Origin of the sequence: Pseudoclavibacter sp. RFBJ3 (assembly GCF_002931375.1) — a bacterium.
Taxonomy (GTDB): Bacteria; Actinomycetota; Actinomycetes; order Actinomycetales; family Microbacteriaceae; genus Pseudoclavibacter.
Genome location: NZ_PSXZ01000005.1, coordinates 45,023 through 66,761 on the forward strand (window position 1 = coordinate 45,023; position 21,739 = coordinate 66,761).

A 21,739-nucleotide genomic window follows, 5' to 3' on the forward strand; every position below is an offset into this window, starting at 1 on the left:
TCGAATCGAGCGGCCGGGCGCCGTCCGGCGGCTTCCTGGTCACATGCGTGCGTCCTGGTGCGCACAGATCGCGCAAGTCTATGTCGAGAGTGAGGCGAGGAGCGAAATGGCCGTTTACCTCGACTACGCCGCGACGACGCCGATGGTGCCGGAGGCGAGGGCTGCGCTGCTCGCGGGACTCGAGCTGACGGGGAATCCGTCGTCGATTCACGGCCACGGGCAGGCAGCGAAGCGGATGCTCGAGGGGGCACGAGAGCGCGTCGCAGCCGCGCTCGGCGCGGACCCCATCGAGGTCGTGTTCACCTCTGGCGGCACCGAGGCCATCAACCTCGGCGTCAAGGGCCTCTACTGGTCGCGGCTGCGGCAGCGGCCGACCCGAACGCGCATCCTGGCGCCTCGAGGTGAGCACCATGCGACGGTGGATGCGCTCGAATGGCTCGCCGCGCACGAGGGAGCGGTCATCGACTGGCTGCCTGTCGATGCAGCAGGCCTCGTCGATCTCGAGGTCGCGGCAGCACGGATGCGCGAGCACGCCGACGAGATCGCCCTGGTCACGGTCATCCTCGCGAACAACGAGGTGGGCTCCGTGCAGCCCGTGCGTGCGCTCGCCGAGCTCGCGAACGAGCAGGGGATTCCCGTGCACGTCGACGCAGTCGCGGCGTTCGGGCACATTCCCGTCTCCCTCCGCGATCTCGGCGTCGCGGCGCTCAGCGTCTCCGCGCACAAGATCGGCGGACCCGTCGCGATGGGGGCACTCGCCCTCGCGCGCGCCCACACGGTCGAGGCGCTGATCCACGGGGGAGGGCAGCAGCGGGGTGTGCGCTCGGGCACGCAGGACGTGCCGGCGGCGCTCGCCTTCGCGGCGGCCACCGATGCCGCGATGACCAATATGGCCGCGGAGGGGGCGCGCCTCGACGGCCTCGCGCTGCAGCTCTCGGAGGGCCTCGAGCGCATTCCGGGCGCGCAGCTCCGAGGGGCACCGCTGGACGGCGCGCTCGTCGATCGCGGCGTGGAGGTCAGGGCGCGAGTGCCCGGGAACGTCCACGTCACCTTCGACGGCTGCCAGGGCGACTCGCTGCTGTTCCTGCTCGACATGGCAGGGTTCTCGGTCTCGACGGGCTCGGCCTGCCAGGCCGGCATCGCGGAGCCCTCTCACGTGCTGCTCGGCATGGGCCTCGACGAGCGTGCGGCGCTCAGCGCGCTCCGCTTCACGCTGGGCGCCTCGACGTCAGCTGCGGACATCGACGCCCTCCTCGCAGTGCTGCCGCGGATCGTGGAGCAGGCGCGCACCGCCGGTTTCTCGGACCGCGCCGTCTAGTTTCGAGTCGTCTCCGCTGAGCAGGCCTCGGCTCTCGCCTCAGTGTCGGCGGATGCGCCTACGCTGACGCCATGACGATGCGAGGCGCTGGAGGCGGGCCCCCTGCCGGAGGCCGCGTGCGCGATGAGTCCGTGCTCCGCGCGGCGAACGAGCAGGCCCCACAGATCGACGACCTATGGCAGCGGGTCATCCGACTGTTCTCGCCGTACCGGCGGAAGATCGCCATCGCGCTGGCACTGGTGCTCGTCACCGCCGCCATCTCGGTGCTGCCTCCGCTGCTCACCGAGCAGGCGTTCGATGTCGGCCTCTTCCCGCCTGATGGAGCTGGGCCGAACATCGGCGAGCTGTGGAAGATCGTCGGGCTCATGGCGCTGCTGTGGGTCGCCTCGAGCGCGCTCGGGGTCGTGCAGACGTACTTCACGGCCAGCGTCGGCAACTCGGTCATGGGCGACCTCCGCGTGCGGCTCTTCGAGCACCTCCAGCGCATGGAGCTCGCGTTCTTCACGCGCACGAAGACCGGCGTCATCCAGTCCCGCCTGCAGAACGACGTCGGTGGCGTCGCATCCACGCTGCAGTCGATGATCACGAGCGTCGTCGGGAACATCGTCACCGTCCTCGCAGCCGTCGTCGCGATGGCGCTGCTCTCGTGGCAGCTCACGATCATCGCCTTCGTGCTCATGCCAGCGCTCGTCTGGGCGCAGCGTCGGGTTGGCCAGGTGCGTGCCCGGATCGCGACGAAGACGCAGGAGTCGCTCTCCGAGATGACGGCCATCACGCAGGAGTCGCTGAGCGTCTCCGGCATCCTGCTCGCGAAGTCGTTCGGTCGCGAGGAGGCCGAGGGGCAGCGGTATCGCGCTGAGAACCTCAAGCAGATCGGCCTCCAGGTCAAGCAGACCATGAGCGGCCAGAGCTTCTTCGCGTTCGTGTCGATCGTCTTCTCGCTCGTTCCCGCGGCCGTCTACATCGTCGCCGCGTACCTCATCACGGGTGGCGTCGATCTCACGGCCGGGGCGATCGTCGCCTTCACGACGGTGCAGACGAGACTCACGATGCCGCTCATCGGACTCATGCGCATCGGGCTCGAGGTGCAGACATCGAAGGCGCTCTTCGCCCGCATCTTCGAGTACCTCGACCTGGCTCCCGCCATCACGCCGTCGCCGGCGCCGACGCCCCTCGACGAGTCGAGGCTCGGCGAGGTGACGTTCGATCACGTGTCGTTCAGCTACCCGGACGCGGAGACCGACGCGGCCCCCACGCTCGACGACGTCTCGTTCACGGTCCGTCCCGGTGAGTTCGTCGCGTTCGTCGGGCCGAGCGGTGCCGGGAAGACCACCATCGGCTACCTGGTTCCGCGGCTCTACGAGGCGTCATCCGGAGCCGTGAGGTTCGCCGGAACCGACGTGCGAGACCTCGACCACGACGCGCTCATCGCCAACACGGGCATCGTGAGCCAGGAGAGCTACCTGTTCCATGCGTCGATCGCAGAGAATCTGCGCTTCGCGAAGCCCGAGGCGACGCAGGCGGAGATCGAGGATGCGTGCCGGCAGGCCAACATCCACGAGACCATCTCGAAGTTCCCCGACGGGTACGAGACGCTGGTGGGGGAGCGCGGGTATCGGCTCTCCGGAGGTGAGAAGCAGCGCGTCGCCATTGCGCGAGTTCTCCTCAAGGACCCGGCCGTCCTGGTCCTCGACGAGGCGACCAGCGCTCTGGACACACGGTCGGAGCGATTCGTGCAGCGTGCGCTGGACGCCGCATCCCGGGGGCGCACGGTGCTCGCCATCGCGCACCGCCTCTCGACGGTGAAGGACGCCGACGTGATCTGCGTCCTCGACGAGGGCCGCATCGTCGAGCGTGGCAGCCACGCAGAGCTCATGGCCGGCGGCGGGCTCTACGCCGCGCTTCACGAGGAGCAGCGCACCGACGTCGAGCCAGAGCTCGAATCCTGATTCAGCGGGCCAGCTGGATCTCGTCTTCGATCTTCCACTTGCCAGCAAGCGCGGGGGCGAGCGGGATGACGCCGAGGGTGAGCACGGCGAGGAGGCCAAGCGGGATCGACCAGTTGCCCGTCGCCGTGGCCAGCACGCCGACCGTGAACGGCGCGAGGGCAGCGAGGGCGTAGCCGACGAGCTGGACGAAGCCGCTCAGGATGGCCGACCCGCGCTGGCCCGATGCGCGAAGGCCGATGAGCGTGAGGCAGATGGGGAAGATCAGCTGCCCGAAGCCGATGAGCAGCACCCAGGCGACGGGGGCTGCCGTTGGGGCCAGGATGAGGCCCAGGTAGCCGAGCGCGAATCCGGCCGCCGCGGAGATGAGCGGCCACGTGGTGCCGAGGTGCTTGATGACAAGCGGGGTCGCCAGCGAGAGCGGGATGCCCATGGCCGCGAACAGCGAGAGGTAGCCGGCCGCGGCGACCGTGTCTGCCCCCGCCCGCTCCTGCAGGATCGTGGGGAGCCAGCCGAAGCAGCAGTACGCGTTCATCGACGAGATCGCGAAGGTCGTGGCGAGCGCCCATGCCCGCTTGGAGCGCCAGATGGAGCGTGCGGGCCGTGCGGGCCTGCCGTTCGGCAGCGTCACGGCGCCCGTCGTCTCCGGCACGTGTCCGCGCGCCGCTCGCACCTGGGCGCGAACGAGGAGGATGAGCCACGGCACGGCTGCCGAGGCTGCGACGATGCCCCACATCGAGAGCGAGGTCCGCCAGCCGGAGGCCAGGGCGACGGGCGCCGCGAGCAGCGGAGGCAGCATCGTGCCGAGCGCGACGACGATCGCGTAGGTGGAGGTCATGACCGGGATGCGCGACCGGAAGTACGTGACGACGACCGGCGGCAGGAGGATGTTGCCGATGCCCATGCCGAGGAGGGCGATGCCGCTGCCGCCGAGGAGGGTGGGGACGTCGGGGGCCGCTCCTCGGAGCAGGTGGCCGGCGATGATGGCGGCCAGGGCGAGGACGATGAGCAGCTCGAGGCGCACGCGACGCAGCAGCCACGGGGTGACGAGGCCGGCGATCGCGAACGCGACGGGAGGCAGCATCGTGAGAAGCCCGGTGGTGGCGCCCTGGAGCGGGAGGTCGACGGAGATGAGATCGAAGATCGGCGAGGCGTTGGTGACGGCGGTCCTCAGGTTCAGTGCGAGGAGCACCAGCGCGAGGACGGCGAGTGCCGTCCAGAACCACGGGGACCGTGCGCTGCCTGAGGGGTTCGGAGCGGGGAGAGTCGACACGAGGTGCCACTGTACCCAGGACCTGCACAGGAAAGTTGCACTTGTGAAACTTTGCACTCATGCATATTCTTGAGTGGTGTCGAACCCAGCCCTCTCCCTCCGCGAACGCAACCGCATCGACTGCTGGCACGCCATCCACGATGCCGCTGCCGACCTCACGATCGAGCGGGGCCTCGACGAGACCACGATCGACGCGATCAGCGATCGCGCCGGCGTCTCACGCCGAACCTTCTTCAACTACTTCCCGAGCAAAGAGGATGCGGTGCTCGGCATGCAGGCACCGACCCTGCCCGACGGCGCCCTCGAGGACTTCCGCGCAAGCGCGGGTGACTCGTTCGGCCGCACGATGCGGCTCATGCTGGCCGTCCTCGATTCGGCGATCCCCGACCACGACGACTTCCCGCGGCGGCGCACGCTCGCCGACCAGAACCCAGTGCTCGAGGAGCGCCTCAGGCGCCACATCAGCGCGGCTGAGGACATCGTCCTCGCGATCCTGACCGAGCAGGACGGCGACAGCTCGACCGAGCCGCTGCCTGACGGCATCGAGTCCGCCAAGGCACTCCTGTCGCTCGCCGCCACCATCCTGCGCTTCACCAGCCGGAACGACCCCCACGGCATCCTGGTCGACCGGGAAGCCGCCATCAACCGCTCTATCGACGTATTCAGGAAAGCGATCTCAGAATCCCTATGACGACTCCCCCCAGCATCGATTCGCAGGCCCGCGCCGAGACCGGCACAAGAACCGGCGCGAGCGACGGCGCGCGCGCAGCGAGGCCCGCGGCTGGCGCGACCACCGGCACGTCCCACAAGCGGAGCATCGTTCCGCTCTTCCTCGGCCTGATGGTCACGATGCTCATGGCATCGCTCAACAACACGGTCCTCTCCAGCGCCATGCCGACCATCGTGGGAGAGCTCCACGGAGTCGAGCACATGAGCTGGGTCGTGACGTCGTTCATCCTGGCGTCGACCGTCATGATGCCCGTCTACGGCAACCTCTCCGACCTGTTCGGACGCAAGCCGCTGCTGCTCATCGCCATCGGGCTGTTCATCGCCGGCTCGGTGCTCGGCGGCCTGGCTCCCTCGATCGAGCTGCTCATCGGCGCGCGCATCGTCCAGGGGCTCGGCGGCGGAGGACTCATGATCCTGTCGCAGGCCGCCATCGCCGACGTCGTCCCCGCGCGCGAGCGTGGCAAGTACATGGGGGTCATGGGCGCGGTCTTCGCCTTCTCCTCCGTGGCTGGCCCGCTGCTCGGTGGCTGGTTCACGGAGGGGCCGGGATGGCGCTGGGTGTTCTGGATCAACCTGCCACTCGGTGCTCTTGCGCTGCTGGCGACGATCTTCCTCCTCCGTCTCCCCAAGCGCCCCGCGCAGGAACGCACTCGGATCGATGTCAGCGGCATGGCCCTCATCTCGCTCGCGACGACCGCGCTCGTGCTCGTCGGAACCTGGGGCGGGTCGCAGTACGCGTGGACATCGCCGACGATCCTGCTGCTCGCAGCGCTTGCCGTCGTCTCGGCCACGGCGTTCGTCTTCGTCGAGCGCGGTGCCGCCAACCCGATCATGCCGCTCGGCATGTTCCGCGACCGCAACTTCATCCTGACGACGATCGCCAGCCTCTCCACGGGCGTCATCATGTTCGGCACGCTCGGCTACATGCCGACCTACCTGCAGATGGTGACGGGGTCCGGACCAACGGTGTCCGGCCTGCTGATGACCCCCATGATGGGTGCGCTGCTGATCACATCGATCCTGAGCGGCCAGTACGTCTCGCGCACGGGGCGCTACAAGTGGGTGCCCATCGCGGGGTCCGCCGTGCTCGGTGCCGGGCTCCTGGTGCTCTCGTTCGTCACGGTCGACAGCCCGGTGTGGATGATCTGCGTCGCCCTCGGCATCATGGGAATCGGACTCGGCGGGAGCATGCAGCTGCTCACGCTCATCGTGCAGAACTCGTTCCCCGCTCGCATCGTGGGCACCGCGACGGCGGCCAACAACTACTTCCGCCAGGTCGGCGCGACGCTCGGCTCCGCGGTTGTGGGCTCGGTCTTCGCTGCGCGGCTGACGCAGATGGTGGCCGACCGTCTCCCGGACGGGGCAGCCGCCGAGGACGGCGCGAGCTCCTTCACGCCGGCGGCGATCGCTGAGCTGCCCGATCAGCTCAGGGCCATCATCGTCGGCTCGTACAACGAGGCGCTCATCCCGATCTTCCTCGCGCTTGTGCCCCTGACGGTCATCTCCATCATCGCGCTGTCCTTCCTGAAGGAGAAGCCGCTCGCGACCGGTGCTGAGCCGGCCACGACAACCTCGGCGACGCACATCGGCTGACCCCTACCTGTTCCGCACACGGGGCGGTGTCGGAGGCCCGACGTACACTTATCCGGTGAAAGTTCTAGCCGCCATGAGCGGCGGGGTCGATTCCGCCGTCGCAGCAGCCCGAGCCGTCGAGGCCGGGCACGAAGTCATCGGCGTGCACCTCGCGCTCTCCCGAATGCCAGGCACGCTCCGCACGGGGTCTCGAGGGTGCTGCACCATCGAGGACTCGATGGACGCCCGTCGTGCCGCCGACCTCCTCGGCATCCCGTTCTATGTGTGGGACTTCTCCGAGCGGTTCAAGCTCGACGTCGTCGATGACTTCATCGCGGAGTACAGCGCCGGCCGCACGCCGAATCCTTGCATGCGCTGCAACGAGAAGATCAAGTTCGCGGCGCTCCTCGAGAAGGCCATCGACCTCGGGTTCGATGCCGTGTGCACGGGGCACTACGCCACCCTCGCGACGGGCGAGGACGGACTCGTCGAACTGCACCGAGCGAGTGCTTGGGCGAAAGACCAGTCGTACGTGCTCGGCGTGCTCACCCAGCAGCAGCTCGAGCACTGCTACTTCCCGCTCGGAGACACGCCCTCCAAGGACCTCGTCCGTGCGGAGGCCGCCGAGCGCGGAATCAGCGTCGCGCAGAAGCCCGACTCGCACGACATCTGCTTCATCCCAGACGGCGACACTCGGGGATGGCTCGGTGACCGCCTCGGCACAGCCACCGGCGAGGTCGTCGACAGCGCCGGCGCGAAGCTCGGCGAGCACGACGGAGCGACGGCCTACACCGTCGGCCAACGCAAGGGGCTCCGGCTCGGCGTTCCAGCCCCCGACGGGAAGCCGCGGTTCGTGCTCGAGATCCGCCCGAAGACCAACGAGGTCGTCGTGGGGCCGAAGGAGGCGCTCAACATCGCGGAGATCGCCGGCCAGCGGATGAGCTGGACGGGCGCCGCGAAGACGGAAGCCGACGGCGCGTTCCGCTGCGACGTCCAGATCCGCGCCCACGCCGATCCGGTCCCCGCCACCGCGCGTGTGAGCACGAGCGCCGCGAGCACACGTGACGACGCCACCATCCCGGGCGTCGAATGGAGCGTGGTCGTCGACGAGCCGCTCGTCGGCGTCGCACCAGGCCAGACCGCCGTGGTCTACGTCGGCACGAGCGTGCTCGGCCAGTTCACGATCGACCGAACCGTGAGCGCCGTGCAGGAGAGCACCGCGCAAGATGGCGTTGCAGGCAGCGCAGACGGGCAGGAGGCGGCATGAGCAAGCAGGCTGAGGGCTCGGTCCTGAAAGACGGCGAGGCGATGGACATGCTCACCGACCGAGCGGAGCGCTGGGCGGCGAAGTACAAGAACCTCTCCGACTCGGAGCGCTGGCGCAGTGACTACGACGAGCACTTCGACGCGCCAGCCCTCCAGCTCGCGAAGCGCTGCACCCTGGAGGCGCGCCCGTTCGGAGCGAAGGACTGGATCCTCGCCCTCGTGCTCTGGTTCCTCATCGGCGGCACGGTGTTCCTCGCCTCGAACTTCCTCATGCAGCTCGAACCCACCTGGCAGATCGTGTTCGCCGTCTTCGCGGTGCTCATCGCCGTCGTCGGCATCGTGCAGAGCTACCTCGAGACGACCAGCGAGCGGCGCGCCGCCAAGCGCCTCGCGGGCAAGAAAGACTGGCTGCTCTCCGTGAGCCGCAAGGCCGCGATGGCGACGCTCAGCTCCCGCGCAGGAGCGACAGCGTGACGAGCTTCGAGGATGCGCGGGAACGCGTCGCCGAGGTGCGGGAGCTCGTCGCCGAGTACCAGGCGGCGTACTACGAGCGCGACGCGCAGCTCGTCTCGGACGCCGAGTACGACACGCTCGTCCGCGAGCTCGACGAGCTGGAGCGCGAGCATCCCGAGCTGCAGTCGCAGGACTCCCCGACGCAGACGGTCGGCGGCGGCGTCGCTGACGGCCTGCGGCCCATCGAGCACGCGGAACGCATGCTCTCCCTCGACAACGTCTTCTCGATCGACGAGCTGCGCGAGTGGTGCGCCAAGACGGAGGCGGCCGCGGGCCGCCGAGTCGCCTGGCTCACGGAGCTGAAGATCGACGGCCTCGCCATCGCCCTGCGCTACGAGCACGGCAGGCTCGTCACCGCGGCAACTCGCGGTGACGGTCGCACGGGCGAGGAGGTCACGCAGAACGCGCTGCAGATCGACGGCATCCCCGAAGCGCTCTCGGGCGAGGGGCACCCGCCGATCGTCGAGGTCCGAGGCGAGGTCTTCATCCCGGTCGCCGCGTTCACGCAGCTCAACGAGTTCCAGGCGTCGCTGCGCCCCCGTGCCGTCGACGAGTACCGGGCGAGGTGGGAAGCCCGGCCCGCCGCGACGCGCGGTGAGTTCGACGAGCAGGCCGAGCTGGAGCGGGCCACGAAGCGATTCCCCGACTTCGCGAACCCGCGCAACGCGGCCAGCGGGGGCCTGCGGCAGCAGCTCGAGAAGAAGAGCGGCCTCGAACGCGAGGCCGGCGAGCTCCGACTCCACTCGCTGCGGATGTACGTCCACGGGATCGGCGCGTGGCCCTCACCACCGGTCGATTCGCAGAGCCAGGTCTACGAGCTCCTCGCAGGATGGGGCCTGCCCGTCACCCCGTACGCCAAGGTCGCCGAGGCGGTCGACGACGTCGTCGACTTCGTCGAGCACTACGGGGCCGAACGCCACTCCGTCGAGCACGAGCTGGACGGCATCGTCGTGAAGGTCGACGAGCTCGAGCTGCACGACGAGCTCGGCATGACCAGCCGCGCGCCGCGCTGGGCCATCGCCTACAAGTACCCGCCAGAAGAGGTGCACACGAAGCTCCTCGACATCGCGGCGAGCGTGGGACGCACTGGGCGCGTCACGCCCTTCGCGATCATGGCACCCGTCAAGGTGGCGGGCAGCGTCGTGCGGATGGCGACCCTCCACAACCAGGACGTGGTGCGGGTCAAGGGCGTCAAGATCGGCGACACGGTCGTGCTGCGCAAGGCCGGGGACGTCATCCCGGAGGTGCTCGGGCCGGTGCTCGAGCTGCGCGGCGACGACGTGCGCGACTTCGTCATGCCGAGCGATTGCCCGGAGTGCGGGACCCCGTTGCGTCCCATGAAGGAGGGCGACGTCGACCTGCGCTGCCCGAACGCCCGCTCGTGTCCTGCCCAGGTCCGAGGCCGAGTCGAGCACATCGGCTCGCGCGGGGGACTCGACATCGATGCGCTCGGCGAGGTGACCGCCGCAGCGCTGACCCAGCCGACGGTGCCCGAGCTGCCTCCGCTCGAGACCGAGGCTCGGCTCTTCGCGCTCACCCTCGAGGAGATCGTCCCCATCGAGGTCGTCGTCCGCGACTCGGAGACGGGAGAGCCCAGGACCGACGATGAGACGGGCGAGCTCATTCGACGAGCTCCGTTCCAGAAGGTCTCGCTCGTCTACCCGCCGGGCTCCGAGGAGATGACGCCCGCCGAGCGGCGCAAGGCCGGCATCAAGAAGGACTTCAGGCTCGTCGAGCCTTCAAAGCAGGCGACGACCCTCCTCGAGCAGCTCGAGGTCGCCAAGACGAAGGACCTCTGGCGTCAGCTCGTCTCGCTCAACATCCGCCACGTCGGCCCCGTTGCCGCGCGGGCACTCGCGGACTGGTTCGGTTCCCTCGAGGCGATCGAGGCGGCTCCCGCCGAGGAGCTCGCCCAGGTCGAGGGCGTCGGCCCGACCATCGCGGACGCGATCGTCGAGTGGCTCGCGGAAGACTGGCACCGTGACATCGTCGAGGCCTGGCGGGCTGCCGGAGTGCGCTTCGCCACGCCGGACCATCCGGGCCCCGGCGCGCGGACCAGCACCGAGGGGCCGCTCTCCGGCCTGAGCGTCGTGGCGACGGGAACCCTCGAGGGGTTCACGCGGGACGGCGCCAAGGAGGCGATCATCGCCGCCGGCGGGAAGGCCGCTGGCAGCGTGTCGAAGAAGACCGACTTCGTCGCGGCAGGGCCCGGAGCGGGCTCGAAGCTGACGAAGGCCGAGGAGCTCGGCATCCCCATCCTCGACGCAGACGGCTTCCGCCTGCTCCTCGAAGGTGGCCCCAGCGCGGTCGAGCACCTGCGAGCCGTCGCGGAATGAGAGCTCGGCGCGCACCGACGACAGGAAGCGGACTCCGAGGCGGCGGACCGGTCGCTCGGCTACAGTGTGCAGGCCGTGGCAATGGCTCGCCGCGGGGGAACGGGGAACCATGCTCAGCGTGAGCTTGCAAGATCTGGCGGACGACGCCGCCATCCTCCACTTCGACGCGCACGCGCAGCTCACGGAGCAGCTCGGCGACGCCGGATGGGACGTCGACCTCACCGCCCCGTCGATCACGTATCAGACCCAACCGACCGCGACGGTGCTTCCGGTGCAGCTCATCGGCAGCGTCGCGCAGAGCGCCGGCACGTGGATGTGGGGCTGGAACAACGTCAACGGCTTCCCGGAGCAGGCCATCGAGCTTGCCGGCCGGGTGCGCTCGTTCGTGCTCGATGGTGGCCCAGAGCAGCTCTCCTCGTCGGTCGTGAAGACCGACGAGGCGTCTCCGCTGCACCTCGTCCTCGCTGCCAAGGCGCTGACGCGCTCGCGCGACAGCGTCGTCGTCGAAGCGGCGCCCGGCGTCCAGGTGCATCTCATGGTGCAGGCGGGGCCCGACGCGGCCACAACCGCAGAACGTGCGACCCGCGCCATCCTCGACGCCGTCGACGCGGGTGTCCTGAGCGACCACGTGCGTGCCCTGCACTCCTACGCGGCGCGGACGCACTCGCAGCTCCAGCGCACGGGAGCCGCCAGCTACGAGCTGGCGACCGGCGACGGACTGGTCGAGATCACACTCGACGACGCCCAGCAGGTGCTCGTGGTGCGCGTGGCGCCCGCCGCCGCGGTCCCGACCGGAGACGACAGCGCTCCCGCGGTCGCCGTCGAGCCCGCGCCCGTCTCGGAGCCCGCGCCGATCTCGGAGCCTGAGCCCACTACGGGACCCGACCCCGCTCGGGAGCCCGCGCCTCTCTCGGATCCCGCGCCCGCTCCTCATCCCGGTGTCGAGCACACCACCGCAGCGGACCCCCATCCGGCTCCCGAATCGGCCGCGGACACCCCCTCCTCTCCGCTGACCGCCCCATCGGCCACCCTCGACTCGCGCACCGAGGGCGAGCAGGGCCCAGAGGCCGAGCTTTCACCGGAAAGCCAAGCGCCGGCCGAGCTGCACGTCAGCCCCACCGCCTCCTCGACCGACGCTCCGCCGGTGCATCCTCGCGAGGCGCCGTCGTTCGAGGCCCAGCAGCCCGCGCCCGTCCCGGTCGTGCCGCCGGCGGGGCTCCCGACTCCGCCTCCGCCCGTCGTGCCGGCTTCAGCTCCGTACGTGCCGATCCCGCAGCGCCGGGATCAGCCGAGCGCGGCGTCGGCGTCGCAGGCGCCAGCAGCATCCTCGGCTACTGCCCAGCAGCAGGCGCCGAGCGCGCCCTGGCAGCCCTTCGACGCCTCGCCCCGATGGGAGCGCACACCAGCATCCGCCGTCGCTCCTCCCAACGGCGGACCTCCGCCCGTGCCAGCACCTGCGCCTGGTGAGGGCGCGGCCCAGGGGTTCCTGCCGCCGCACCTGGCCAACCCACCGCAGGTGGCTCAGCCGACGCAGTTCGGGCAGCCGAGCAACCAGGGCCAGCCTCCTCGTCAGGGGTGGCCGCAGCCAGGCGCCCAGTCCGGGCCTGGCCAAGGCCAGGGAGCGTGGCAGCCACCTCAGCCGCAGCAGAATCCCGGACGGGCCTACCCGGCAGGGCAGCCATTCCCAGGTCAGCAGGCGCCCGCTCAGCAGTTCCCGGGCCAGCAGTTCCCGGGCCAGCAGGCGCCGGGGCAGCAGTTCCCGGGGCAGCAAAATCCGGGCCCCCAGGGTCAGGGCCAAGGGCAGCCTGGCCCGGCAGGCGGGTATCAGCCTCAGGCTCCATGGGGTGTAGCGCGCCCCGGACAGGGGCAGCAGCCAGGGCCGCAGGGCCAGCAGGGACAGCCGCCGCAGCAAGAGGGTTCCTGGCAGGGGCAGCAGTCGGCAGCCGGCAACGACTTCGGTCGCGCGCCGTCCCAGCAGCAGCGTGACCCACGCCAGGGCCAGCCGCAGTATCCGGGCCAGCACAACCAGGGTCAGCAGCAGCCGGGCCAGCCCAACCCGGGCCAGCCGTACCCCGGCCAGCAGCCAGGCCAGCCGTACCCGGGCACTCCCTACCCTGGCCCGGCCGGGGGCTTCGATCCCCGCCAGCAGGGCGCCCCGCAGCAGTTCCCGCCGACGCGCGGCCCGCAGCAGAACCCGCAGCCCGGCGGATGGAACGGCCAGCCTGCGCGAACGCAGCCCCAGCACGGCCAGCCGCCGTACCACGGCCAGCCGCAATATCCAGGGCAACAGCCCGCCCAGCCGGGGCAACTGCCCTACCAGGGGCAGCCACAGTACCCGGGGCAACAGCCCGCTCAGCCGGGGCAGCCGCCCTACCAGGGGCAGCCGCAGTACCCGGGACAGCAGCCCGCCCAGCCGGGGCAGCCCGGATACGACCCCCGCTGGCAGGGCAATGGGCCATCGTCCCAGCCTCCCCAGCAGCAGCCACCACGCCAGTAGCCACGGATGGAGCACGGCCGCGTCAGCACGCGGCCTAGACTTGTCCAGCCCTGGCCGACTCACTATCGGAGACGAATGACCGACATCACTGCCGCCGACGTTGAGCACCTCGCTCAGCTCGCGCGCATCGACCTCGCCGAAGGCGAGATCGAGCGCGTCACCGGCGAACTCATCGAGATCCAGCACCTCATCCAGAAAGTGCAGGAGGTTGCGACGCCTGACGTCAAGGTGACGACCCACCCGATCGCCATGCACAACGTGACGCGAGCCGACGAGGTCGGCGAGCCGCTGGACCGCGACGCCGCACTCGCGGGTGCCCCGGACAGCGACGGAACTCGCTTCCGCGTGACCGCGATCCTGGGGGAAGAGCAGTGAGCACCGACATCACGCGCCTGAGCGCGACCGACCTCGCCGCGTCGATCGCCGACGGCAGCATCAGCTCCATCGAGGCGACCACCGCGCACCTCGAGCGCATCGAGGCAGTCGACGGAGACGTCCACGCCTTCCTCCACGTCGACGCCGACTCCGCACTCGCCGCAGCCGGACGTGTCGACGCGAAGCGCCAAGCAGGGGAGAAGCTCTCACCGCTGGCCGGCGTCCCCGTCGCGGTCAAGGACAACATCGCGACCAAGGGCACCCCGACGACCGCCGGCTCGCGCATCCTCGAAGGGTGGGTGCCTCCGTACGACGCGACCGTCGTCGAGCGCCTCCGCGACAACGACCTCGTCATCATCGGCAAGACCAACCTCGACGAGTTCGCGATGGGCTCCTCGACGGAGCACTCCGCCTACGGGCCGACCCACAACCCGTGGGACCTCGAGCGCATCCCAGGCGGGTCCGGCGGCGGTTCCGCCGCTGCCGTCGCCGCCTACGAGGCGCCGCTCGCGCTCGGCACCGACACGGGCGGGTCCATCCGTCAGCCCGCATCCGTCACCGGAACCGTCGGCATGAAGCCCACCTACGGTGGCGTGAGCCGCTACGGCGCGCTTGCGCTCGGCTCGTCGCTCGACCAGATCGGGCCGGCAGCACGCGGCGTGCTCGACACCGCCGCACTGCACGACGTCCTCGCCGGTCACGACCGACGCGACTCCACCTCCCTCACGGGCGAGTGGCCGTCGTTCACGCAGGCGGCGCTCGCGGGACGCGCGGACGACTCCGTCCGTGGCCTGCGCATCGGCGTCCCCAAGCAGATCGCCGACGGAGCCGGCTTCGAGGCCGGCGTCACGCAGCGATTCCAGGAGGCGCTCGCAGCCCTCGAGGAACGCGGCGCGATCATCTCCTGGATCGAGACCCCGCACTTCGAGTACGCCGTGGCCGCGTACTACCTGATCATGCCAGCGGAGGCCTCCAGCAACCTCGCGCGCTACGACTCCGTGCGCTTCGGCCTGCGGGTCACCGACCCCTCGGGGACCACCGTCGAGCGAGTCATGTCCGCGACGCGCAGCAAGGGCTTCGGCGACGAAGCCAAGCGTCGCATCCTCCTCGGCACGTACGCGCTCTCCGCCGGCTACTACGACGCGTTCTACGGCTCGGCGCAGAAGGTGCGCACACTCGTGCAGCAGGACTTCGCCGCCGCGTTCGCCGAGGTCGACGTGCTCGCAGCACCCACCTCGCCGACGACCGCCTACAAGCTCGGCGAGAAGGCGGAAGACCCGACGGCCATGTACCTGGCCGACCTCACGACGATCCCGGCGAACCTCGCCGGCGTCCCCGGCATCTCCGTTCCGGGCGGCCTCGCGCCGGAGAACGGCCTGCCCGTCGGCATCCAGTTCATGGCAGCCGCCCGTGACGACGCGCGCCTCTACACGGTGGCCGCGGCACTCGAACAGACTCTCGAAGACCGCTGGGGTGGGCCCCTGCTCTCGCAGGCCCCCCAGCTGAAGGCAGGTGCACGCTGATGGCCAAGCCAGAGCTCATGGACTACGACCGCGCTCTCGAACTCTACGAGCCCGTCATCGGTCTCGAGGTGCACGTCGAACTCGGCACCAAGACCAAGATGTTCTCCGACACCCCGAACCACTCGGGCAACGAGGTTGGCGGAGAGCCCAACACCAACATCGGGCCCGTCGACCTCGGCCTCCCGGGCACCCTGCCCGTCGTCAACGAGCAGGCAGTCCACTACTCGATCGCACTCGGGCTCGCGCTCGGCTGCGAGATCGCGGAGGTCTCGGGCTTCGCTCGGAAGAACTACTTCTACCCGGACAACCCGAAGAACTACCAGATCTCGCAGTACGACGACCCCATCGCGTTCGACGGCGAGGTCGAGGTGGAGCTGGAAGACGGCACCGTGTTCCACGTGCCCATCGAGCGCGCCCACATGGAAGAGGATGCAGGGAAGCTGACCCACGTGGGCGGCTCCACCGGGCGCATCCAGGGCGCCGAGTACTCCCTGGTCGACTACAACCGCGCTGGCGTCCCACTCGTCGAGATCGTGACGCGGCCCATCTTCGGCGGAGAAGCGCAGACGCCGCAGCTCGCAGCGGCCTACGTCTCGACGATCCGCGACATCGTGCGCGCCCTCGGCGTCTCCGAGGCCCGCATGGAACGTGGCAACCTCCGCTGTGACGCGAACGTCTCGCTGCGTCCGCGCGGTGAGGAGAAGCTCGGCACCCGCACGGAGACGAAGAACGTCAACTCCTTCCGGTCCATCGAGCGGGCCGTCCGCTACGAGATCCAGCGCCAGGCCGCGCTTCTCGCGGCAGGGGGCAGCATCACGCAGGAGACGCGACACTGGCACGAGGACACGGGACGCACCTCGTCCGGTCGTCCGAAGTCGGATGCCGACGACTACCGGTACTTCCCGGAGCCCGACCTGATGCCGCTGCGCCCGAGCCGCGAGCTGGTCGAGGAGCTGCGCGCCACGCTGCCAGAGGCACCCGTCGCTCGCCGCCGCCGCCTCAAGGCGGAGTGGGGCTTCGCCGACCAGGAGTTCCAGGACATCGCCAACGCCGGCCTTCTCGACGTCGTCCACGCGACCGTCGCCGCCGGCGCCACGGCTGCCGGTGCGAAGAAGTGGTGGATGGGCGAGCTCTCGCGTATCGCCAACGACCGTGGCGTGCAGGCGACCGACCTCGCGACGCCGGCGCAGATCGCGGAGCTCGACGGGCTCATCACGGCGGGCACCGTCAACGACCGACTCGCGCGAGACGTGCTCGAGGGTGTGCTCGCAGGCGAGGGCTCACCCGCGGAGGTCGTCGAGTCACGTGGACTCGCCGTCGTCAGCGATGACGGTCCGCTCATCGAGGCCATCGACGCTGCCCTCGCGCAGCAGCCCGACGTGCTCGCCAAGATCCGCGACGGCAAGGTGCAGGCCGCAGGCGCGGTCATCGGCGCCGTCATGAAGGCGATGAGGGGCAAGGCGGACGCGGCACGCGTTCGCGAGCTCGTGTTGGAGCGCGCGCAGAACTCGTAGGACCCACGTCGTACACCGAGGAATTGTCGGGCACGACTGAGGTGCCTCTGTGGCTCTGGCGCTAGCGTCAGAGCCACAGAGCCTCGGTGAACGGAGCAGTGAGTCGTATGGGCAAGAAGTCGAACAAGAAGTCAGGCAAGAACACGCCGGTCGAGCGACCCGACGCCACCCAGGGCGGCCCTCGGGCGAAGGTCAAGAAGGAGCGCGTGCAGCCGCCCAAGACGGTGCTGCGGCCGGCTTCCCTCGGAGACGTGGCTGCGCCGTCAACTGCCGAGCCCGTCGCTGCGGCAGAGCCCAAGAACAAGAAGCAGCACTCCGAGTCCGCCACGAAGACCACGTCGGCCAAGAAGGCCAAGTCGGACAAGAAGAGCAAGTCGGACAAGCAAGACAAGTCAGACGAGAAAGCGGAATCTGACAAGAAAGCCAAGTCAGACGAGAAGGCCAAGTCTGACAAGAAGGCCAAGTCTGACAAGAAGGCCAAGTCAGACGAAAAGTCGAGGTCGGGCAAGAAAGCCAAGTCGGACAAGAGGGCCAAGTCTGACAAGAAGAGCGAGACCGGCAATCCCGGCCGCGAAGCCAAGCAGGTCGGCAAGAGCTCCCTCGAGGACGACTCGTCTGCCGAGGAGCCTCGCGCGTCAGCTCCGGACGACGGGCTCAGCACGCCAACGCAGCCAGGAGCGAGGAAGCCGGAGGCGAAGACGCCAGGCAGACCCGCTCCCGCAGCTGGCAAGCAGAAGCTGGGCAAGGCCGAACCGAGCGCGCGTGAGCGCACCGTCCGCGACGCGGCGCTGCTCTCCGACGAAGGCGACGAGGCGCACGGCTTCGCGCGTCTCATCCGCGCCATCCCCGGCATCGTCGCGCTTGTCGAGCAGCACGACACCTCAGTGCACCGTGCAGTCTTCGATACCTACGTGACCGCCGTCGTCGAGTTCGGCGTCGACGCGGCGGATCTCTCTCCCATCGACATCCGCACGGTGGCCCCCGATGCGCCGACGAAGGACGAGAGGCCCACCAGGTCGTCCGGCCGCAGCGGCTCCGGTGCCGGCAGCGTCGGGTCGGGGGTGGAGGCCAGCGCCAGACGCGCGCGCCGCCCCTCCGGGATCAACAGCGCCAAGGACCCGGAAGCCGTCTCGCCCTCGTCCGTGACCGGTGCGCCGGGGCGAGTCGAGGATGAAGCGGCAGGGCCAGGACGGGTGCGAAACCCAGGCTCGTCCGTGCGCGCGTCGACTCGAGTCCGTGCTGGTCAGGGGCGAGCGTCCGCTGCGGGGCGAGCCGGCGATTCAGCTCCAGACAGTCGCGGTGGGAGCACCAGCACTCCCATCGCATCCCGCACCAGGGCGGGTGCGCGCGGCGCCGCGTCGAGCCGATCTCGTGCCGCCTCGCAGGCGAAGCGCAGTCTCGAGGACCTCGCGTCCGACCTCAAGCCGACGAACAACGGGCAGCGCATAGCGATCGCGGTCGCCGCCATCCTCAGCGCCGATGGTGAGGTCACGGCCGCGGAGATCGCCAACGCATTCGAGCGCATGACGTGGCGTGTCCCCGTCAACGTCGCCGCGTCGGTCCGGCAGGCAGCACGAGCGGGTCTGGTCGAGCTCGAAGGCCCCACGGGGACCCGCCTGAGCGAAGACGGCGAACGGTACGTCGCAGGGGGCTGATCGCCTCCCGAGGCTGCGGCCCGCCCGTGCGTCGCAGGGGCGGGCCACCCGCTACTTTCCGGTCGTGTCGGAGGCTGACTCGGCCGCCGCTCCGCCATCCGCATCCGCATCCGGAGCAGCGCTGTCATCGGCTGGCGCAGCTGTCGCGTTGCGGTTCTGCTGCAGCGCATCCCGCACCTTCTTGCGCAGCACCTTGCCGATGAGCGACTTCGGGAGCTCCTCCCACACGACGTAGGAGCGAGGGACCTTGTGCTCCGAGAGTCGCTCGCGAACGAATGCGCGGGCCGCCGCCTCGTCGAACGTCGCCCCCTCGTCGAGCACCACCACTGCGGTGACCGCCTCAGCACCCCCGCCGCGCTTGATGCCGACGACGGCGACCTCGGCGATACCAGGGATCTCGGTGACGACCCGCTCGACCTCGGAGGGCGAGACGTTGAAGCCGCCCGTGATGATGAGCTCCTTCTTGCGGTCGACGACCGTCACGAATCCATCCTCGTCCTGCACGACCAGATCACCGGAGCGCACCCAGCCGCCCTCGATGAGCACCTCATCGGTCTCCTGGGGGCGGTTCCAGTACCCGTGGAAGGTCTGCGGCCCCCGGATGAGCAGCTCGCCGACCTCGCCGAGCTCCACCTCCGTGCTCGGGTCGCTGGGGTCGGTGACCTTGATGTGCGTGGAGGGGAAGGGGATGCCGATGGTGCCGGTCTTGCGCTTGTCGGTGAAGGGGTTCCCGAGCGCCACGGGGGAGGTCTCCGTGAGGCCGTAGCCCTCGACGAGCTGCCCGCCTGCGACAGCCTCCCACCGGTGCACGATGCCGTCGTTCAGCGTCATGGCGCCGGAGATCGCGTAGATGACGCCGGAGAGGTCGAGCTTGCCGTCCTTCGCGACGCGAGCGAGCCGGTCGTACATGGGCGGGACGGCCGGGATGAACGTCGCCGGCGACTTCTTGGACGCCTCGATGACGAGCTCGGGGTCGAACGTCGGGAAGAGCACGGCCTTCGCGCCGACGCTCACGGAGTAGATGACCGACAGCAGCACGCCGAAGGCGTGGAACATGGGGAGGACGCCGTAGATGGTCTCGTTGCCTGCCGTGAACTCGGGCATCCACGCCGCACCCTGACGGGCGTTGGACCACAGGTTGCGGTGCGTGAGCATGGCGCCCTTGGGGTTGCCGGTCGTCCCGCTCGTGTACTGCAGGCTCGCGAGATCCTCCGGTCCGGGCGTCGGGACGCTCGCGTCGAGGAGCTGCTGCTTCGCGAGCTTCTCGAACGGCACCGTCCCCGGAGCCTTGGCGCTGAGCTTGGCGCGCGACGCGCGCGCCTTGGCGATCGGCAGGCGCAGGAGCAGCTGCGTCTTGAGTGGCATGCCCTTCGTCACATCGACGGCGATGACGTGGCGGATGCCGAGGCTGTGGGGGAGGGACTGCACGGTCGGAGCGGCCTTGTCCCAGGCGATGACGATCTCGGCGCCGTGGTCCTCGAACTGAGTCCGGAGCTCGTCGCGCGTGTACAGCGGGTTGTGCTCCACGACGACGGCGCCGAGGCGCAGCACCGCGTAGAAGGCGACGACATGCTGCGGCGCGTTCGGCATGATGAGCGCCACCCTGTCACCTCGCTTCACCCCGATGCGGCGGAGGCCCTGCGCGAACCGCAGCACCTGGTCCTGCAGCTCCGAGAAGGTCGTCTGGGCGCCGAAGAACTCGATCGCTGGCTTGTCCGGGAAGCGCTCGGCGATCTCCGCGAGCATGTCTGGGAGTGATCCTGTGGGGACTTCGATGTCCTTCGGGGTTCCGGGTGCGTAGAAGGCGGTCCAGGCGCGAGACTCGTTCAGCTGCATGCGCAGAGTCTATTCGCGCAGAGCGTCCAGCAGATGTCGGTGGGGCGACGCACAATGGATGCATGACCAGGAAAGACATGGGGGCGCGGCAGACGGGCGCGGCGTCCGACCGCGACGCGTCCGCGAGCATCCTCCATGTCGACATGGACGCGTTCTTCGTGGCCGTCGAGCTGCTCGAGCGGCCCGATCTCGTCGGCAAGCCGGTGATCGTCGGTGGCACCCGGGAGCGGGGCGTGGTGTCGAGCGCCAGCTACGAGGCGCGGGCCAGGGGTGTCCGCAGCGCCATGCCGATGCATCAGGCGATCGCCCGCTGCCCGGAGGCGGTGGTGCTGCAGGGAAACATGGGCAAGTACCGTGACGCCTCGCAGCAGGTCATGGAGATCTTCCGCGAGTTCACGCCGCTCGTCGAGCCGCTCTCCATCGACGAGGCGTTCCTCGACGTGTCCGGCGCGAGTCTGCTGTTCGGCTCGCCGGGTGAGATCGCGGCGAGCCTTCGCGCGCGGGTCAAAGCGCAGACGGGGCTGACCTGCTCGGTGGGTGCCGCATCCACCAAGTTCGTGGCGAAGCTCGCGTCGGGCAAATGCAAACCGGACGGCATGCTCGTTATCCCGCACGAGGAGACGATCCCGTTCCTGCACCACCTGCCGGTCGGCGCGCTCTGGGGTGTGGGCGAGAAGAGCGAGGCGAAGCTGCGCGGCATCGGCATCCACACGGTCTTCGACCTCGCGCACACGCCGGGGCCCGTGCTGGAGCGGGCGGTCGGCAAGGCGGGGGCGGGCAAGCTGCACGCACTCGCGTGGGGGAGGGACGAGCGGGGAGTCGAGGAGGCGAGCCGTGAGAAGTCGATCAGCCACGAGCAGACGTTCCTGGAGGACGTGACCGACTTCGTCTTCCTGGAGCGCGAGGTGCGGGCTCAGGCGGATGCGGTGGCGACGCGCCTGCGTCGCGCGGGGCTGCAGGCGCGCCAGGTCGGCATCAAGCTGCGCTGGTCCGATTTCTCGACGATCACACGCTCGCACACGCTTGCCGAGCCCAGCGATGTTGGCCACTCGCTGTACCTCGCTGCGCGGGAGATGCTGCGCGCGGCTCTCGTGCCGCCCAGGCCGGTGCGCCTCATCGGCGTGCGTGCTGAGCGGCTCGTGGAGGCGGGGAGCTCGGGTCAGCTGTCGCTCTTCGGGGCGGAGGAGGACGACGACTGGGAAGCGGCGGAGCGCGCCGTCGACCAGGCGGTCGCCCGCTTCGGGAAGTTCGCGCTTCGACCGGCGTCACTGCTCGGCCGCGGGGAACGCAGCGACGGCACGGTCGGCATCAGCGAACGCGCGAACCGCAAGCAGGACGAGGCCCCGAACCAGCACTGAGACAGCGGGCTCGGCCGGGTGTGCGTGC

General features: G+C 69.7%; 15 protein-coding genes. 13 read left to right on the top strand and 2 right to left on the bottom strand.

All coding sequences use genetic code 11. The annotated features are described in order from the left end of the window. The first annotated feature begins 106 nt into the window (after positions 1–106). Together C5E07_RS06435 and C5E07_RS06440 are read left to right on the top strand one after the other, a co-directional pair. The gene (locus C5E07_RS06435; protein WP_104298840.1) at positions 107–1,318 is read left to right on the top strand and encodes a cysteine desulfurase family protein; all 1,212 of its coding nucleotides are present in this window, start codon (positions 107–109) and stop codon (positions 1,316–1,318) included. A gap of 71 nt (positions 1,319–1,389) precedes the next feature. Continuing rightward, positions 1,390–3,267, top strand: coding sequence for an ABC transporter ATP-binding protein (locus C5E07_RS06440; protein ID WP_104240701.1), 1,878 nt, complete (start codon positions 1,390–1,392; stop codon positions 3,265–3,267). A gap of 1 nt (position 3,268) precedes the next feature. Here C5E07_RS06440 and C5E07_RS06445 read toward each other — a convergent pair whose 3' ends face one another. Beyond that, positions 3,269–4,537, bottom strand: a complete 1,269-nt coding sequence (locus tag C5E07_RS06445; protein WP_181057857.1) for a CynX/NimT family MFS transporter — start codon at positions 4,535–4,537, stop codon at positions 3,269–3,271. A 76-nt stretch (positions 4,538–4,613) separates the two neighbouring features. Here C5E07_RS06445 and C5E07_RS06450 point away from each other — a divergent pair, with 76 nt between their 5' ends. From C5E07_RS06450 to C5E07_RS06495, 10 genes are all read left to right on the top strand, one after another. Continuing rightward, positions 4,614–5,228 (top strand): TetR/AcrR family transcriptional regulator, encoded by a 615-nt coding sequence (locus C5E07_RS06450; RefSeq protein WP_160072457.1) that lies wholly within the window; start codon positions 4,614–4,616, stop codon positions 5,226–5,228. After that, positions 5,225–6,859 (top strand): MDR family MFS transporter, encoded by a 1,635-nt coding sequence (locus C5E07_RS06455; RefSeq protein ID WP_104298843.1) that lies wholly within the window; start codon positions 5,225–5,227, stop codon positions 6,857–6,859. Before C5E07_RS06450 ends, C5E07_RS06455 begins: the two co-directional genes overlap by 4 nt. 55 nt (positions 6,860–6,914) lie before the next feature. Next, positions 6,915–8,105: a tRNA 2-thiouridine(34) synthase MnmA gene (gene mnmA / locus C5E07_RS06460; protein WP_258063794.1), complete on the top strand. Its 1,191-nt coding sequence runs from the start codon at positions 6,915–6,917 to the stop codon at positions 8,103–8,105. Then, on the top strand, positions 8,102–8,578 hold the full coding sequence (locus tag C5E07_RS06465) for a hypothetical protein (RefSeq protein ID WP_104240706.1): 477 nt from the start codon (positions 8,102–8,104) through the stop codon (positions 8,576–8,578). The genes mnmA and C5E07_RS06465 overlap by 4 nt, the downstream gene beginning before the upstream one ends. Beyond that, positions 8,575–10,953: an NAD-dependent DNA ligase LigA gene (gene ligA, locus C5E07_RS06470; protein ID WP_104298845.1), complete on the top strand. Its 2,379-nt coding sequence runs from the start codon at positions 8,575–8,577 to the stop codon at positions 10,951–10,953. Before C5E07_RS06465 ends, ligA begins: the two co-directional genes overlap by 4 nt. A gap of 118 nt (positions 10,954–11,071) precedes the next feature. Next, complete coding sequence (locus tag C5E07_RS06475) at positions 11,072–13,450, top strand: DUF6882 domain-containing protein (RefSeq protein WP_146080534.1); 2,379 nt, start codon at positions 11,072–11,074, stop codon at positions 13,448–13,450. Between the two features lie 75 nt (positions 13,451–13,525). Continuing rightward, a complete protein-coding gene (gatC, locus tag C5E07_RS06480) occupies positions 13,526–13,825 on the top strand; it encodes an Asp-tRNA(Asn)/Glu-tRNA(Gln) amidotransferase subunit GatC (RefSeq protein WP_104298847.1) in 300 nt (99 codons plus the stop codon). After that, complete coding sequence (gene gatA / locus C5E07_RS06485) at positions 13,822–15,348, top strand: Asp-tRNA(Asn)/Glu-tRNA(Gln) amidotransferase subunit GatA (RefSeq protein ID WP_104298848.1); 1,527 nt, start codon at positions 13,822–13,824, stop codon at positions 15,346–15,348. Before gatC ends, gatA begins: the two co-directional genes overlap by 4 nt. Further along, on the top strand, positions 15,348–16,862 hold the full coding sequence (gene gatB / locus C5E07_RS06490) for an Asp-tRNA(Asn)/Glu-tRNA(Gln) amidotransferase subunit GatB (protein WP_104298849.1): 1,515 nt from the start codon (positions 15,348–15,350) through the stop codon (positions 16,860–16,862). The genes gatA and gatB overlap by 1 nt, the downstream gene beginning before the upstream one ends. Before the next feature lie 86 nt (positions 16,863–16,948). Then, positions 16,949–18,517, top strand: a complete 1,569-nt coding sequence (locus tag C5E07_RS06495) for a hypothetical protein (protein ID WP_146080535.1) — start codon at positions 16,949–16,951, stop codon at positions 18,515–18,517. 51 nt (positions 18,518–18,568) lie between these two features. Here the strand turns inward: C5E07_RS06495 and C5E07_RS06500 are convergent, their stop codons facing one another. Next, positions 18,569–20,353: a long-chain-fatty-acid--CoA ligase gene (locus tag C5E07_RS06500; protein WP_104298851.1), complete on the bottom strand. Its 1,785-nt coding sequence runs from the start codon at positions 20,351–20,353 to the stop codon at positions 18,569–18,571. A gap of 62 nt (positions 20,354–20,415) precedes the next feature. On the opposite strand from C5E07_RS06500, the gene C5E07_RS06505 reads away from it, so the two are divergent. After that, positions 20,416–21,711, top strand: a complete 1,296-nt coding sequence (locus C5E07_RS06505; protein ID WP_104298852.1) for a DNA polymerase IV — start codon at positions 20,416–20,418, stop codon at positions 21,709–21,711. Positions 21,712–21,739: the final 28 nt, after the last annotated feature.